The 14,311-nt window shown below is 60.2% G+C and carries 12 protein-coding genes; 7 read left to right on the top strand and 5 right to left on the bottom strand.

Translation table 11 applies throughout. The annotated features are described in order from the left end of the window. Positions 1-42: 42 nt before the first annotated feature. The 4 genes from AB3G35_RS13345 to AB3G35_RS13330 all read right to left on the bottom strand — a co-directional run bounded on the left by AB3G35_RS13345 (position 43) and on the right by AB3G35_RS13330 (position 4,568). On the bottom strand, positions 43-378 hold the full coding sequence (locus tag AB3G35_RS13345) for a DUF3325 domain-containing protein (RefSeq protein WP_134050702.1): 336 nt from the start codon (positions 376-378) through the stop codon (positions 43-45). A 1-nt stretch (position 379) separates the two neighbouring features. Then, positions 380-1,918, bottom strand: coding sequence for a PepSY-associated TM helix domain-containing protein (locus AB3G35_RS13340; protein WP_369781597.1), 1,539 nt, complete (start codon positions 1,916-1,918; stop codon positions 380-382). Continuing rightward, entirely contained in the window at positions 1,915-2,205 is a 291-nt protein-coding gene (locus AB3G35_RS13335; protein WP_016780635.1) for a hypothetical protein, read from the bottom strand. The genes AB3G35_RS13340 and AB3G35_RS13335 overlap by 4 nt, the downstream gene beginning before the upstream one ends. A gap of 104 nt (positions 2,206-2,309) precedes the next feature. Next, the gene (locus AB3G35_RS13330; RefSeq protein WP_016780634.1) at positions 2,310-4,568 is read right to left on the bottom strand and encodes a FepA family TonB-dependent siderophore receptor; all 2,259 of its coding nucleotides are present in this window, start codon (positions 4,566-4,568) and stop codon (positions 2,310-2,312) included. A gap of 307 nt (positions 4,569-4,875) precedes the next feature. Here AB3G35_RS13330 and AB3G35_RS13325 point away from each other — a divergent pair, with 307 nt between their 5' ends. The 3 genes from AB3G35_RS13325 to AB3G35_RS13315 all read left to right on the top strand — a co-directional run bounded on the left by AB3G35_RS13325 (position 4,876) and on the right by AB3G35_RS13315 (position 7,086). Next, entirely contained in the window at positions 4,876-5,217 is a 342-nt protein-coding gene (locus tag AB3G35_RS13325) for an FKBP-type peptidyl-prolyl cis-trans isomerase (RefSeq protein ID WP_016780633.1), read from the top strand. Positions 5,218-5,290: 73 nt separating this feature from the next. Then, a complete protein-coding gene (locus AB3G35_RS13320; RefSeq protein WP_369781596.1) occupies positions 5,291-6,361 on the top strand; it encodes a DUF1615 domain-containing protein in 1,071 nt (356 codons plus the stop codon). 185 nt (positions 6,362-6,546) lie between these two features. Next, positions 6,547-7,086, top strand: coding sequence for a DUF1523 family protein (locus AB3G35_RS13315; RefSeq protein ID WP_016780630.1), 540 nt, complete (start codon positions 6,547-6,549; stop codon positions 7,084-7,086). A 36-nt stretch (positions 7,087-7,122) separates the two neighbouring features. Here AB3G35_RS13315 and AB3G35_RS13310 read toward each other — a convergent pair whose 3' ends face one another. Next, positions 7,123-7,662: an Rrf2 family transcriptional regulator gene (locus AB3G35_RS13310; protein WP_016780629.1), complete on the bottom strand. Its 540-nt coding sequence runs from the start codon at positions 7,660-7,662 to the stop codon at positions 7,123-7,125. Positions 7,663-7,938: 276 nt separating this feature from the next. Between AB3G35_RS13310 and AB3G35_RS13305 the strand changes: the two genes are divergently transcribed. The 4 genes from AB3G35_RS13305 (at position 7,939) to AB3G35_RS13290 (ending at position 14,255) form a co-directional block, all read left to right on the top strand. After that, on the top strand, positions 7,939-9,144 hold the full coding sequence (locus AB3G35_RS13305; RefSeq protein ID WP_369781595.1) for an NAD(P)/FAD-dependent oxidoreductase: 1,206 nt from the start codon (positions 7,939-7,941) through the stop codon (positions 9,142-9,144). Positions 9,145-9,238: 94 nt separating this feature from the next. Continuing rightward, positions 9,239-10,210, top strand: a complete 972-nt coding sequence (locus AB3G35_RS13300) for a fimbrial protein (protein ID WP_315247937.1) — start codon at positions 9,239-9,241, stop codon at positions 10,208-10,210. Positions 10,211-10,264: 54 nt separating this feature from the next. Beyond that, complete coding sequence (locus AB3G35_RS13295) at positions 10,265-13,081, top strand: ATP-binding protein (protein WP_369781594.1); 2,817 nt, start codon at positions 10,265-10,267, stop codon at positions 13,079-13,081. Next, positions 13,068-14,255, top strand: coding sequence for an EAL domain-containing protein (locus AB3G35_RS13290; RefSeq protein WP_106117087.1), 1,188 nt, complete (start codon positions 13,068-13,070; stop codon positions 14,253-14,255). The genes AB3G35_RS13295 and AB3G35_RS13290 overlap by 14 nt, the downstream gene beginning before the upstream one ends. The last annotated feature ends 56 nt before the right edge of the window (positions 14,256-14,311 follow it).

Raw genomic sequence — 14,311 nt, 5'->3', positions numbered from 1 at the left:
GCGCCGCCGAACGCAGCCTCGTTCCTCGGCAGCTGCTACGGTTTATGCCAGGGTTGCGATCACCGCCCAAACCGGCACAAACCCCATTGGCAGCCACACGGCCAGTCGCGGCCGATACGGCAACAGCATCAGCAGGCTAAAACCACTCAGCGAGAGCAGGCCAAACCAGCCCACCGGCCCCATTGCCCAACCCCAGGCCTGCGCGCAAAACCACAAGCTGAGCCCCAGGCTCAGCCAACCTGCAGCCCTTAGCCCACGCCGTAACTGCGTCGACGGCGGCTTGCCCCACACCTGTTTGTAATGGCGTTCCAACCCCTGGCACAAGGCAAGCATGCCGACATAGGCAAAACCCAGTGCCGCAAAAAAATCAGCCAGCATCTCAATTCACCTCGGCCATGACGGCGGTCTTTTTGCGCGGCACCCGCTCCACCGCCGGTTGCGATACTTTCCAGCACGCCCACAACAACATGGCGCCCAGGGCCATCGCGGTCAGCTCAACGCCCATGCTGCTGGGCAGCGCCCAAGGCCGGTTGACGGTGAACACACTCAACAACGGCAAGCTCAGGCACATCAAACCCGCCAGCCCCAGTTGCTCGCGCCAGGCCTGCATGCGCGGGCGCAGCAAGGCATGGACACAACTCAACGCCCACACACCAAAGAACACATTCAACTCAGCATCAGCCCGTTCGGCCATTCCCGACGGCAACAGCCGGTTGCCCCACAACAGGCTGATACAAGCCAGGCTCAAGCCGGCCATAACGGTGACGTTGATCGCCTCGACCAGACGGTAAAGCACCTGGGCAACCCGACCTTCGCTGGCGTATTTGCGCCGCCGCTTGACGGTGAACAGCACCAGCCCGCTGGCAATCATGGCGCTGCTGATCAGGCCGCAAATAAAGTACAGCCAGCGCATCGGGTAGCCGCCGAACTGGGCAAAGTGCAGCCCAGAAATCACCCGATGGGTCAGCACCGTGGGGCGCATCTCTGTGGGGCCGGACAACTGCTCGCCGGTGACGCCGTCAAAGCGCATGCCCTGGCCCTTGGTCAGGGCAATACGGTTGCCCAGGATCGGACGAATCTGGATTTCGGCATTGCTCATCCCGGGGTTGCTGATGCTGATCCCGCCCAACGGCCCCATGACCGCCCGAGCCTGGCTCAGCAACGGCCCCAGGGCTACCAGCGGTGCAGGCTCTGCGGTTGCCGGGCGCTGCACGGCAACGCTGGCCGGCGTCTTGTCCTGCGCCTTGAAAAAGGCCTCGCGGTCGCCATCGAACAACGCGTCCATCGCCGCCGGCATATAGATCACCAGGAAAATCGCCAGCCCGGTGTAGGTGATCATCAAGTGAAAAGGCAGCAACAGCACGGCACTGGCGTTATGCGCGTCAAGCCACGAGCGCTGGCCTTTGGCGGGACGGAAGGTGAAGAATTCCTTGAAGAACTTCTTGTGGATCACGATGCCGCTGACCAAAGCCGCCAGCATGCCCATGGCCAGCGCACCGACCAGGTAGATGCCGATCATGCGCGGCATGTGCAAGGTGAAGTGAAACAGAAAGAAAAACCGCCCCCCTACTGTTTCCCGCACCGGCATCACTTCGCCGGTGTCAGGGTCCAGGGTCACCGACACGCCATCACGGCGCCCGCCGGTCGAGGCCTGCAATTGCGGCGAACGCTCATAGGGCAGGCTGATGCCCCACTGCTTTGCGTCGGCCTTGTGGGCCTGCAGGTAAGTCAGTGCCCGTTGCGCGGCCTGCTCGTCGGTCAACTGATGGGCCGGCAGCTCGGGGGTCATCCAGTTGTCGATCTCCTGATCGAACACGGCCAGACTGCCGGTCAAAAAGATCACGAACAACAACCAGCCGACGATCAGGCCACCCCAGGTGTGCAGCCAGGCCATGGATTGGGTCAGGGTCTGTTTCATCCCAGTTGCTCCAGCAGTTGCGGCCAAAAACCGATGGCGGCCAGGGGCACGGCGAGTACCGCGCCCATCCAGGCCGACCACTGGTGGCGGGCAGCAAATGCCCACAGAATGGCGAAGGTGTAGATCACAAATGACAACAGGCTGGCGACGATCATCGCGTCCACCTTGTCCAGCGGCAGCAGCCGCGCCAAGGCAGCGGTAAAGGCATAGGTAAAGACATAGCCGCCGACCAGTGCTGCCAGGGTGCGGGACACGATCGGCGCCCAGGCCGACGTTGCAAGTTTCATTTTTTCAATCCCTTATCAAGCTCCGGCTTTTTGCCCGTGCCAGATGCGACAACGGCGCGACACCCGTTTTCACGGATATCGCGCCTGCATGGGTCACAGTGTGATCAGAACGAACTGGTCACCGAGGCAAAGTACGCCCGGCCCGCTTCGTTGTAGGTTTGCGCCCCCGCTTCATCGGCATTGCCCTTGCGGTACAGCTGTTTGTCGAACAGGTTGTTGATGCCCACTCGCACGCTGAAGTTTTTATTGAACTCATAGCCGCTGCTCAGGCCCACCAGACCGTACGGGTCGACCGGCTTCTGCACGGATTTGTCGAGTGCTTCGTTGGCGCGGTTGTTGCGCTTGGGCGCTTCCTGCTTGCCGTAGTAAGTGCCGCTGACCTGGAACGACAGTTTTTCGGTGGCGTACCAGTCGAGCATGGTGTTGAGGGTGTATTTGGGGATGATGCTCAGCGGGTCGCCGGTTTCCTTGTCCTTGCTTTCGATCATGTAGGTCAGGTTGGTGTTCCAGTCCAGATCCTCGCGCAGGCTGACAAACAGGTTGCCTTCCACCCCTTGCACGATGGCCTTGCCGCTGTTTTCCCATTGCAGCACGCGACGGCCGTTGGGCAGTCGGAATGCCGCTTCGTTGCTGGCATTGATCTTGTTTTGGTAGTCGTTGCGGAAATAGGTACCGCTGGTGCGCCAGGTGCCCTTGTCGAACGCCAGGCCGATCTCTTTGTTGACGCTGATTTCCGGCTTGAGGTCCGGGTTACCGACCAGGTAGCAGCCACCGATGTTCACTTCCACCGAGCTGCAACCCGCGCCACGGCTGTACAACAGATAGTTGGGGTTGGACTGGTACAGGTTCGGGGTCTTGTAGGCCCGGGCAATACCGCCCTTGATGCTCAACTCATCGGTGATCTGGTGCGAGGCATTGAGGCTCGGGCTCCAGTTGCCGCCAAATTCGCTGTGATGGTCGAAACGCACACCGGGAGTGACGATGGTTTTGGCGCCGGCTTCGATATTGTCCTCGACGTAGAATGCATAGCTGTTGGCCGTGGATTTGGTTTCGGTCCGGTCAGTGCCCGGCAGCGCCGCGCTGCCGTCGGCACCCGGGTCCCAGCTTTGCGGGCGCAGCGAGCCCGGGTCGTTGAGCGATTCGTAAAGGTACTCGCCGCCCAGCGTCAGCACCTGGGCGGTGCCCATGTTCAATGGCAGGTTGACTTCGCCGGTGGCGCGGGTGTTGCGCAGGCGCGATTCGAACCTGCCGGCACTTTCGGACGGTGCGCCTTCGCCATAACCGGCCAGGCCTTCGTTGAGGCGGGCGTTGCGGGTCAGGTCATGGGTCAGCGAGGCCTTGGTGGAGCCCCAGTCGAACGAACCATTGTGGGTGGCCGAGAAGGTGCTGCGTTGCAGTACGCTGGTTTCCTTGCCGGTCAGGCTGTTGACGAAGTCACCCCCGCTGTTGAGCATGGTGTCGCCGGCAAAAATATTGCCCTGGCGGCTGTAACTGGCTTCCAGGTCCAGGGTTTGCTCAGGGGTGAACTGCCAGCTGAGCAAGCCGTTGACGTCCTTGTTGCGCACGCCTTCGCGCCCCGCCACCACGCTGTCGGGGGAGGCCTGGGCGGCGGTGTTGATGCCCGGGTCATCGGCGTCGGTCTTGTTCAGGCCGCCATACACACGAAACACCAGATCATCCGTGATCGGCCCGCTGAGGTTGAAGTTGGTACGCTTGCTCACGCCTTCGGCGTCGTCTTCCGGCGCCAGGTAGTAAGCGGTCAACGAGCCGCTGAGCTTGCTCGAAGGGCGCTTGGTGATGATATTGACCACCCCGCCCATTGCCCCGGAACCGTAGCGTGCCGCTGCCGGGCCGCGCAGGATCTCGATGCGCTCGACCTCTTCGGCCGGTACCCAGTTGGTTTCCCCACGGGTATCGCGGTCGCCGCTCCAGCCATAACGCTGGGCGTTGCGCGAAGAAGACGGCTTGCCATCAATCAGGATCAGGGTGTTTTCCGGGCCCATGCCGCGCAGGTCGATCTGGCGGTTGTTGCCGCGGGCACCGCTGGAGCTGTTGCCGGTGAGGTTGACCCCCGGTTCGCGGCGGATGATATCGGACAGGTCATTGGCCGGCGGGCGCTTCTTGATATCTTCGGCGGTGATGATCGACACCCCCGGCGCTTGCTTCAATTCCTGTGCAGCGGTGCCCAGTACGCGGGTTTCTTCAAGTTGCAGCGCCTGGCGGGTACCATCCACCGGCAAATCGGTGGCCTCTACCGGTACTTCGTCACGCTCGCGCTCAAGTGCGTCAGCGAGCAATGTGGGCGAAGCCAGAGCGGCCATGAAAGCCAGTGAAAGATGACTGCGGTTGAATCGAGACGACATGTCCAGTTGATCCCTTAACAATGGAGTGTGCTCAGCAGGCCAAAGGCTGGAAATCGCTGACGCACGACCTCGAAAGGACACAACGTTTTTTAGCGCTCCCCGGCACTGCCAGGGCTGCAATGATAAACACTCTCATTTGAGAGTAAAGCGCAACTGACAACAATCCTCATTCGCAAGTTCCGCAATCCCTTTGTTTTAGAGCCTTTTCCTACATAAAAAAATTAATACAAATTGCAACAATGCCCTCAGATCAAGAAATCCCCTGCCCTGTACAATCCCACATCCTACATTTTTGAGCCTTATCGCCATGACTGACGAACTGCACATCACTGACCTGTTACCCGGCGACGGTAAAGCCGTGGTCAAGGGCGCCCTGATTACCACGCACTACACCGGCTGGCTCGAAGACGGCAGGGTATTTGACTCTTCGCATCAACGCGGCAAGCCGTTCCAGTGCGTGATTGGCACCGGACGAGTGATCAAGGGTTGGGACATCGGCCTGATGGGCATGAAGGTCGGCGGCAAGCGCACACTGCAGGTGCCCGCGCACTTGGCGTATGGTGAAAGAAGCATGGGCGCGCATATCACACCGAACTCCAACCTGCGATTTGAGATCGAACTGCTGGAAGTGCTGACGCGCGACGACTAAGCGCTGCGACACGTTGCACATTAATAGGAGTTGAACGCTGGTGAATCGATTTTTCAGGTGTTGTTTACCGATTATGCCGCTAGTGGTACTGGCAGGTTGCAGCAGTCAGGGCACGCAGACACTGCCGAGCCTGACGCCCGACCAGACCCGTGCCCGCATCGTACAACTGCTGCCGGCCAAGACTGCGGACCGCGCGGGCTGGGCGACTGATATCCAGGTGGCGTTCACGGCCCAGGGCCTGGCCCCCACCGATGAAAACCTGTGTTCTGTGCTGGCCGTGACCGAGCAGGAGTCGACCTTCCAGGCCGACCCGCCGGTGCCGGGGCTGGCCAGGATCGCCCGCAGCGAAATCAACCGCCGCGCCGGCAAGCTGCATATCCCCGAGTTTGTGGTGCGCAGTGCGCTGAACATCACCTCTCCCGACGGCAAAACCTACAATCAACGCCTGGACACGGCCCGCACCGAAGGCCAGTTGAGCGCCATTTTTGATGATTTCATCGGCATGGTACCGCTGGGCAAAAGCCTGTTTGGCGGCCTGAACCCGGTACACACCGGCGGGCCGATGCAGGTCAGCATCGCCTTTGCCGAAAAACGCGCCCGGGACTACCCCTACCCTGTGGCCCGCTCCATCCGCCAGGAAGTCTTCACCCGCCGCGGCGGCATGTATTTCGGCATCGCTCACCTGCTCGGCTATCCGGTGGACTACAACCAGTCACTGTACCGTTTTGCCGACTTCAATGCGGGCTGGTACGCCAGCCGCAATGCCGCTTTTCAGAATGCCGTCAGCCGTGTGTCTGGCATCCCGCTGGCACTGGATGGCGACCTGACTATTCCGGGCTCTTACGCGATTGGCTCCACCGAGCTGGCTGTACGCGCCCTTGGCAAGCAGTTGGGCCTGAGCCATAACGCTATCCGCCGTCAGCTCGAAAAAGGCGACAGCCTGGAGTTCAACGAAACCGATCTGTACCAGGACGTGTTCGCCCTCGCCGACCGCCAGCAGGGCAAGCCGCTGCCGCGAGCGGTATTACCGGGCATCACCCTGCAAAGCCCGAAAATCACCCGCAACCTGACCACCGCCTGGTTTGCCCAGCGGGTTGATGAACGGCGCCAGCGGTGCATGAGCCGGGCAGCGGCCAGCCGCTGAATTTCTGTGGGAGCGAGCACAGATGAAGAGGTGCGTAGGCCTGCGGGCAAACGCACCGCTAAAATGCTACAAATTATGTAGCCAGCGCATGCAGGCCTTGTAGTCCTTTGGGCAGGCTGCGATAAGCTGCGCCGCAAGTTCAATCAACAGTCATCAGGAATAATTGATATGTGCGTGGTTTTTGCATGAAATGGCTCAAAGGCATCATTCTGGGGGTCATCCTGCTGGCAGTCGGCGCAGTGGCGCTGGGGCTGTTTTACTTTCTGCCCCAGCACGATGTGGTGATGGTCACGGGGGTTGAGGTCAAGCGCATGGATCACAACGGCGTGATCAGCGCAGAAAACCCGGCCGACGGTCCGACCCGCGATGTGTACTTCATCAACACCGAGGACCCGGTGACCAAGGAGGTCATGGTTTATCGCAACGAAGACACCGGCTGGTCCTTCCCCTGGTATTTCAAGTTCGATTCTGCCGATATCCAGGCCAAGGCCCAGGGTTACTCCCGCGATGCCAACCAGCTGGCGCTGATCCGCTACTACGGCTGGCGTATCAAGATCTTCTCGGTATTTCCCAATATCACCGCGATTGAGGCCACCAACAGCCGCGACGAGCCCTTCCCATGGTTCAACACGGTATTCTTCAGCGTGCTGGCACTGCTTTTGATCGTGATTGCCGTTTTTATCAAGCGTCGCGTCAAACGTCGCCCGCAAATGCCGGTCAACTGATCGCTGCGCCCCTGCGGGGGCGCATTCACGGGGGCGTCAATCACTGACGTCCACCAGCGGCACATTGCCCCTGCCGCCACGCCGGCTCTGCATCCACTCATTGATCCCCGCGGAAAACCCCGCGGGTGCCTTGCGCCCGAACGAGCGCGACAGGTCGAGAATGGTCTGCTGGCTCAAGGCTTCTTCCATACGCTTCTGTGCCGTGATCATGGCACCGTGAATGGCGCAGGTGCCTTGCGTTGCCCACGGCGGCGCGTCGCCCTCGAACAGCGCGCAGCGACCACGCACTTCGCGACACTCGAACATGGCCTTACGCCCGTCGATGGCCTGGGCGATATCCAGCATCGAGATCTCTTGCGCGAGCCGACCCAATCTAAAGCCCCCACGCACGCCCTCGGTTGCGATCACCAAACCGGCCTTGGCCAGTTTGGTGAAAATCTTCGCCAAGTACTCATGGGGCACGCCTTGCAGATCGGCGAGCTCGCGCACACTGGCCTCCCGGCTGTCGCCCAGATCATCGACCAGAAACAACAGGCAGTGGATGCCGTACTCGACCCCCGCGCTATAGAACGCCATATCAACTCCGACTGATTCATTCCAGACAAAGCTATCAGTAGCCCCCTATTGAGGCAAATTCAACCTTGGCAAAAGCGCCTTCTACTTCTAATAAATTACATTTCAATTACTTTGCACCTCATTGAAATTAATAGTCTTTATAGATCAAAAACACTGCCCACAAATAATTCCCGTCAGAACAGGCCTTGCCAATCGATAACTACGACAACTATAGTCGTAGTTATCGAGCAGCCCAACGACACTGCTCACAGCCCCCTCATGACCCGGGAATGACTTATGAAAAAGACTATCTTGATTATCGGCGCCGGCTTCGGCGGTTTCTGGAGTGCCCTGAGTGCCGTACGCCTGCTCGACCAGCACGACCGCCAGGACATCAGCGTGCAAGTGCTCGCTCCTGTGGCCGAGCTTAGGGTGCGTCCACGCTTCTATGAACCGCAGGTCCACACAATGCGCACCTCGTTGACCCAGCTGTTTGAGGCTACCGGCGTGCAGTTCATTCCCGGCCTGGCCCGGCAGATTGACGTTGCACAGCACACCGTCACTTATCAGGACACTGCCGGGATGACGGCCACACTGGGCTACAGCGCGCTGGTGCTGGCGGCCGGCAGCCAACTCAACCTGCCGGATATCGAGGGTTTGCAGGCGCACGCCTTCAATGTCGACTCAATTGAACAGGCCGAACGCCTGGAAACCCATATGCAACGCCTGGCGGCCTTGCCCGACACCCCGGCACGCAGCACGGTGGTGGTTGCAGGTGGCGGCTTTACCGGTATCGAAACGGCCTGTGAAATGCCCGCGCGCCTGCGCGAAATCCTCGGTGCCGATTGCCAGCCCCGGGTCATCATCATCGACCGCGGGCAAAGCGTAGGTGCCTCAATGGGCACCGCCATCGCCCCGGTGATCGCCGAGGCAACCGCCGAACTGGGGGTCGAATGGTGCCTGTCCAGTTCGGTTGTCGCGGTGGACGAGCACGGCGTCACCCTGGCGGACGGCCAGCGCATCGACGCTGCCACCGTGGTCTGGACAGCAGGCGTCAGGGCCAGTGAGCTGACGGCCCAGGTGCCTGCCGAGCGCGATCCGCTGGGCCGCCTGCATGTCGACGCCAATTTGCGGGTCATCGGTTCGCCAAACGTTTTCGCCACCGGCGACAGCGCCTTTGCTGCCTGCGACGAGCTGGGCAACCATGCACTGATGACCTGCCAGCATGCCATTGCCCTGGGCCGCTCGGCGGGCAATAACGCCGCCGCCCAGTTACTCGGTGTGGCACCGGTGCCTTACCGCCAGAGCAAATATGTCACCTGCCTGGACCTGGGCGCCTGGGGCGCTGTCTTCACCGAAGGCTGGGACCGCCAGGTCAAGCTGGTACGCCAGGAAGGCAAGGCGCTGAAAACCCAAATCAACACCCAGTGGATTTACCCGCCCATCGCCGACCGCGACGTGGCGCTGGCGGCGGCGGACCCGCTGATTCCGGTGGTTGCGTAAGGCCTTGAGCGCAGACTAAGGATCGCCTGATGTTCACAGGCCGGGGTGATGGTTAACGTGGGGCACTCCTTGGCCAACGTGCAACCCTTTCACTATGAGACTGACCTCACCCTCCCTGAGCCGCCTGCTGAAAATGGCTGTGGTGATGACGGCTGCATACTCATCAGCCGTCATGGCCGCCAATTGCACCTTCAGCGATAGCAGCACCACCAGGACCGCAACTTTCGGTAGCAATCTGGCGGGCAAAAGCTTGACGGTCGCTGCCGACACTCCCAATGGCACGGTGATCTATCAAGACAGCGTTCAAGTCGAGGGGCAAAGCTGGGTCTGCACCGCTGCCAGCCAATTCGGCATGGTCCCAAACCCATCACAGGGTACCCCAACAGACTCCACCACCCTATTCCCCTTGGGCAAGTCAGGCCTGTCTTACCGACTGTGGATTGATGTACTGAGCCGCTATGAGCAACTGGCTTTTAGCCTCAAGGCAAGCAACTACGGCATCGGTGCAGGCCTCTACCGGCTTGAAATCGTCAAGACAGGCGAGCTGGCAGCCAAGATAAAAGTCCCCTCGGGTTCCCTTGGCAAGCTGCGGGGCGGCGAGCTGGATCTGACCCTGCTTAACTTGAGCAACGCCATCGTGCTCAACGCTGCCTCCTGCCAGACCCCCTCGGTGCCGGTCGCGATGGGCGATGATTATCGCCTGATTGATTTTGACCGTGCCGGCGCCACGCCGCGGGTGGTCAAGTTTAATATCGGCCTTAACGATTGCCAGACCGGCGTCAAGAAAGTGACCTACTCACTCAAGGCCACCACCCAGGTCATCAATGCGCAGAAAGGTATCGTGGCACTCAACGGCACTTCTACCGCCAAAGGCCTGGGCCTGCAATTGCTCAATGACGCCGGGCAACCCCTGGCCCTGGACACCACCTATACGTTCAGCGCGTTCAATACCACGGGCAAAAACTTCAACATTCCACTGGCGGCGGCCTACTACCGCTTGGCCGAAGAGGTGATCACGGCGGGCAGCGCCAACACCGATGTCACCTTTATCATCAGCTACCTGTAACAGATTAAGGATCGTCTGATTTTCTGCCGCCCTGCTCCTGCCTAAAGTGGCGGCATGAGATTGAAGACCTACCTCCACCAGATCAGCCCGATCCTTTCCACCCCTGACGCCGCACGGCGCTTGCTGCGCATCTTTGCCCTGGTGTTGCTGATAGGCATTCTGGGTGGGGTGTACAGTTTTCTGCTGTTTACCTTCAACAATGAGGTTTCCCAGCGTCGCAGCGCCATGAGCGGTGCGATTGCCGAGGCTCATACCTTCTTCACCACCCGCGAAGCCCTGCTCAAGAGCCTTAGCCTGGCGGCCACACGCAAGCCCCAAGGGGCATTGGCAGCCGCCTCGACAGAAGAGGCCCGCCTGTTGCTCGGCCACACACCCGGCAAGCAGTGGAGCATCTGGTTAACCCAGCGCATGCGTGACTACCTGCTGGCTCAGCAGCTCAACCTGCTCTATATCAGCAGTGGCGCCGAAGCCAGAGTGACGCGCCTGTACACCGCCACCGACAAGGCAAGCCCGTTTCCCCCGGCGCTGCTGTCCCAGCTCGAAGCCCTCAAGCGCGACACTCGTACCAGCCTGCGCGAACTCTGGCTGACCCAAAGCAATGATGTTCACGCGCAGCTGTATATTTTCATTCGCCTCGATGAGCGCGATCCGAACTCCGGCTGGCTGGGCCTGGAAATGGACGGCAAGGCCGTGGCCAACACCCTGAGCGACCAGTGCTCAGGGCAGTTCACCATGTTCAATTTTGAGGGTGTGCCACTGTTCAGCAACAGCTCCAGGCCACCCTCCAGCCAGGACCTGCGTGCGGTCAATCAGCAAGATTTCTTCGGCCTGGTTGGCTCCGGCTGGTTGCCTGAACAGCTTGTACTACGCAAACAGTTGCGGTCTTCTGACTGGCACCTCGTCTACTCCATCGATCTGCGGGCCGTGCTCACCTCGCTCTGGCCGCAATTGGCCGGTGCCCTGCTGTTCTGCCTGCTCAGCATCAGCCTGGTATGGCTGTTGATCCGCCGTATCGAATGCCGGTTTATTACCCCGGCCATCAGCCGTATCCAGGCGGTGGTCGAGAGCGAGCTGTTCAGCCGCGATGTGATCCAGACGGCTCCAGTGGCCCTTTGTGTTTTGCGCCGCGCCAACGGCCAGGTAGTGCTGGAAAACACCCTGGCCCAGCACTGGCTGGCCCCGGGTGGCGAGCGCGAACAGCTGAGCCCGGACTGGATTCAACGTGCCTTTGATCCTGCCAGACCGTCCTTGAGTGACTACTTTGAAACTGCTGCCGGACGCCACCTGTACCTCAGTTGCGTACCCACCCGCTACAAGGGCGAAGAGGTGCTGCTGTGCGCTTTCAGCGATATCAGCACTCGCACCGAGATCGAAGCGGCCCTGAAACAGGCACGCCAATTGGCCGATAGCGCCAATGAGGCCAAGACGTTGTTCCTGGCCACCATGAGCCATGAAATCCGCACACCGCTGTATGGCGTACTGGGCACCCTTGAATTGCTGGCCCGCACCCGCCTGGACAGCCAGCAAAGCAGCTACCTGCGAGCCATCGAGGGTTCCTCGGCGACCTTGTTGCAACTGATTTGCGATGTGTTGGATGTGTCAAAGATCGAAGCCGGGCAACTGGCCCTGGAATGGAGCGAGTTCTCGGTACTGGCGTTGATGCGTGAAGTGGTCCAGGGATACGCCGCGGCCGCGCACAGCAAACGATTGCAACTCTATGCCTGTCTCGACCCGCGATTGCCAGACCGACTGATCGGCGACCTCAGCCGGATCCGGCAGATCCTCAATAACCTGCTGAGCAACGCCGTCAAATTCACCGACACCGGGCGTGTGGTCATGCGCGTCAAGCTGCTGAGCCGCGAAGGCGAGCGCGCCAGTGTGCAATGGCAAGTTTCGGACACCGGCAAAGGCATCACCCGCGACGATCAGGCACTGATTTTCGACCCCTTCTACCAGACTGAAGGCAACAGCCATGTGGTCGCCGGTACCGGCCTTGGCTTGCCGATATGCCTGCGCCTGACCCATTTGATGAACGGCACCCTGCGTATGGTCAGCGAGGCGGGGCTGGGCAGCAGCTTTACCCTGACCCTGCCTCTGGAGCAGCCTACCACCAGCGCTGCGCCGGACATGAGCCTGAACCAGGCCAGCATTTATATCCTCTCTCCCATCCGCGAGCTTGCCGAAGCCATCGGTGGCTGGTTACGACGCTGGGGCGCCCATGCGCAAATCGGCCTGCCATCCTGCATGGACCTTGGCCCCGATTGCCTGCTGATAGAGCTGCACCCTGGCCCTTTGGAACAGCGTCTGGCACCTGAATGGAACGGCCCGCTGGTGCTGGCAACAAGCGACGGCACCCATGAACCGCAGCGTCGCGACGAAGGCTGGAAGGTCAATATCAACGATCTCCATGCCCTTCATCAGACCGTGAGGCATGCCTTGGGGCAACCGATGATCAACGCCGAAAAACAGCACGAACAACACGACCTGCGCAAGCTGCAACTGCATGTTCTGGTCGCCGAGGACAACGTCATCAACCAATTGATTCTGCGCGACCAGCTAGAAGAACTCGGCTGCACCGTGGAACTGACCAGCAACGGCGAAGAGGCGTTGTCCCTGTGGAGCGCCACGGCATTCGACATTGTGCTCACCGACGTCAACATGCCCAGGCTCAACGGCTACCAACTGGCGCAAGCATTGCGCCGCCAGAGCTGCACAACCCCGATCATCGGCGCCACCGCCAACGCCATGCGCGGTGAGGAAGCCCTTTGCCTTGCGGCTGGTATGAACCACTGCCTGGTCAAACCCTTTACCTTGCGCGCCCTGTTCAATTGCCTGGCCCCTTACCAACGAGTCACCCATGAAGACCTGTAGCATCTTGATTGTCGAAGACCATCCCTTCCAGCATCTGTATTTGCAAAATCTGTTCAGCGAGCTGGGGGATTTTCATCTGGAAATGGCCAGGGATGGTGAACAAGCGTTGGCGCGTCTTGAAAAACGCAATTTCGACCTGGTCCTCACCGATCTGCTGATGCCCGGCATGGATGGCGTGCAGTTTATCCAGGGCCTTGCCGCCCTGCCCACGCGGCCAGCACTGGCGATCATGAGTGCCGCGTCACGGCGCATGTTGATGGGCGCCAGCCTGGTGGCAAGTAACCTGCAGGTTAAAGTCCTCGGCCTTATTTCCAAACCGGTCAATGCTGCGGCCTTGCGTGGCCTGACCGATCAATTGCTGGCACTGCGTCAGGTCGCCCCGCTCAAGGTCACCCCCGGCATTGATCGCCGGTCCATCCTCAACGCACTGAAGAGCGGTGAGCTGCAAGCCTGGTTCCAGCCCAAAAAAGCCCTGGTCAATGCCCGCATTGTGGCCGCCGAAGCCCTTGTGCGCTGGCTGCATCCCGAGCATGGGGTTTTATTGCCCGGCATGTTTCTGCCCGCACTCAAGGCCCATGGCCTTGAAGAATGCCTGCTCTGGCGTGTGCTGGAGCAGGCCATCACGGCCCAGGCCAACTGGCGCCAGCAAGGCTATGACATCCCGGTGTCAATCAACCTGCCGACCCATCTGCTCAACAGTCACGACTTGCCCGACCGCATACTGGCGTTCGTACTCGAGCATAAAGGCCTGCCGGGGAGAATCTGCTTTGAGCTGATGGAATGTTCGGTGCCCAATGACATCAGCAACTTCTACGCTGGAGCCTGCAGGTTGCGGATCAAGGGGTTTGACCTGTCCCAGGATGATTTTGGCAAGGGTTACAGCTCCTATATGAACCTGGTTTGCGCACCCTTCACCGAGCTGAAAATCGATCGCGAACTGGTGCAGGGCTGTAACCACAATGAAGAGCTGGCCCAGGCATTGACCAGCATTGTCAAACTGGGCCGAAAATTGGGTTTGACGGTGGTCGCTGAAGGTGTAGAAACCGCGCAGGAGCTTGCCCTATTGCGTAAAATCGACTGCACTCAGGTCCAGGGATTCCTGATTTCCCATGCTGTCTCTTCGGACCAGTTCCAGCAGTTGCTGACCCATGACGGCCCGGCAAGCGCCTACTGAACCGCGCGACAGTGTTTTCAGCGTCGATTGCGTCAGAGGTCATTGTGCCCAACATC

This window comes from Pseudomonas sp. WC2401 (assembly GCF_041200115.1).
Classification (GTDB): domain Bacteria; phylum Pseudomonadota; class Gammaproteobacteria; order Pseudomonadales; family Pseudomonadaceae; genus Aquipseudomonas; species Aquipseudomonas fragi.
The sequence above is the reverse complement of the archived record's forward strand: the minus strand, read 5'-3'. Positions and strand labels throughout refer to the sequence as shown.

Excerpts from the sequence above, each read along its gene's own strand:
- AB3G35_RS13345 (WP_134050702.1), bottom strand. The coding sequence starts at position 378 with ATGCTGGCTGATTTTTTTGCGGCACTGGGTTTTGCCTATGTCGGCATG.
- AB3G35_RS13340 (WP_369781597.1), bottom strand. The coding sequence starts at position 1,918 with ATGAAACAGACCCTGACCCAATCCATGGCCTGGCTGCACACCTGGGGT.
- AB3G35_RS13335 (WP_016780635.1), bottom strand. The coding sequence starts at position 2,205 with ATGAAACTTGCAACGTCGGCCTGGGCGCCGATCGTGTCCCGCACCCTG.
- AB3G35_RS13330 (WP_016780634.1), bottom strand. The coding sequence starts at position 4,568 with ATGTCGTCTCGATTCAACCGCAGTCATCTTTCACTGGCTTTCATGGCC.
- AB3G35_RS13325 (WP_016780633.1), top strand. The coding sequence starts at position 4,876 with ATGACTGACGAACTGCACATCACTGACCTGTTACCCGGCGACGGTAAA.
- AB3G35_RS13320 (WP_369781596.1), top strand. The coding sequence starts at position 5,291 with ATGCCGCTAGTGGTACTGGCAGGTTGCAGCAGTCAGGGCACGCAGACA.
- AB3G35_RS13315 (WP_016780630.1), top strand. The coding sequence starts at position 6,547 with ATGAAATGGCTCAAAGGCATCATTCTGGGGGTCATCCTGCTGGCAGTC.
- AB3G35_RS13310 (WP_016780629.1), bottom strand. The coding sequence starts at position 7,662 with ATGGCGTTCTATAGCGCGGGGGTCGAGTACGGCATCCACTGCCTGTTG.
- AB3G35_RS13305 (WP_369781595.1), top strand. The coding sequence starts at position 7,939 with ATGAAAAAGACTATCTTGATTATCGGCGCCGGCTTCGGCGGTTTCTGG.
- AB3G35_RS13300 (WP_315247937.1), top strand. The coding sequence starts at position 9,239 with ATGAGACTGACCTCACCCTCCCTGAGCCGCCTGCTGAAAATGGCTGTG.
- AB3G35_RS13295 (WP_369781594.1), top strand. The coding sequence starts at position 10,265 with ATGAGATTGAAGACCTACCTCCACCAGATCAGCCCGATCCTTTCCACC.
- AB3G35_RS13290 (WP_106117087.1), top strand. The coding sequence starts at position 13,068 with ATGAAGACCTGTAGCATCTTGATTGTCGAAGACCATCCCTTCCAGCAT.